This window comes from Frankia sp. KB5 (assembly GCF_002099325.1).
In the GTDB taxonomy this organism is placed as follows: domain Bacteria; phylum Actinomycetota; class Actinomycetes; order Frankiales; family Frankiaceae; genus Frankia; species Frankia casuarinae.
Window position 1 is genome coordinate 1 of record NZ_MRUJ01000234.1, and the last position, 412, is coordinate 412.

Genomic DNA, 412 nt, shown 5'->3' on the forward strand with positions numbered 1-412 from the left:
CCCCGTGGGCTGCGGCGAGCGCCTCGTTCAGCGCGGTGATCTCGGCGCGGTGGCGGGCTTTGAGTTCGCTGAGCTGCGCGGTCAGTGTCCGCACGACGTTGCTCGGCTGGTCCGGTTCCGCCGGTCGGGATGGCTGGGCGGTCTGTGTCGCGCGCAACTGCTCGATCCGGCTGCGCAGGCCGGTGTGTCGATAGAGGAAGTCCAGGGAGACCCCGGAGCGGGCGGCCAGGCCGCGGAAGGTGACCGGCTCGTCGGCGGCGCGCATCGGCGCTGTTGYATTATGGGGAAGCTGGGTATGCCAACGGGCCGGATGTCTGCTGGTCAGAGGGCTGCGGCGAGTTCGGTGAACGCGGCTGCCAACCTCAGGTGCGGGCTGCTGTCGATTCCGAGTTCGTAGTGGCCGCGGCGGATG

At 69.8% G+C, this 412-nt stretch carries 2 pseudogenes; both read right to left on the minus strand.

The features are described 5' to 3' along the window. A pseudogene (locus KBI5_RS20155) lies at nucleotides 1-265 on the minus strand (DUF6262 family protein); the annotation flags it as partial. A 56-nt stretch (nucleotides 266-321) separates the two neighbouring features. Further along, a pseudogene (locus tag KBI5_RS20160) lies at nucleotides 322-412 on the minus strand (IS6 family transposase); the annotation flags it as partial.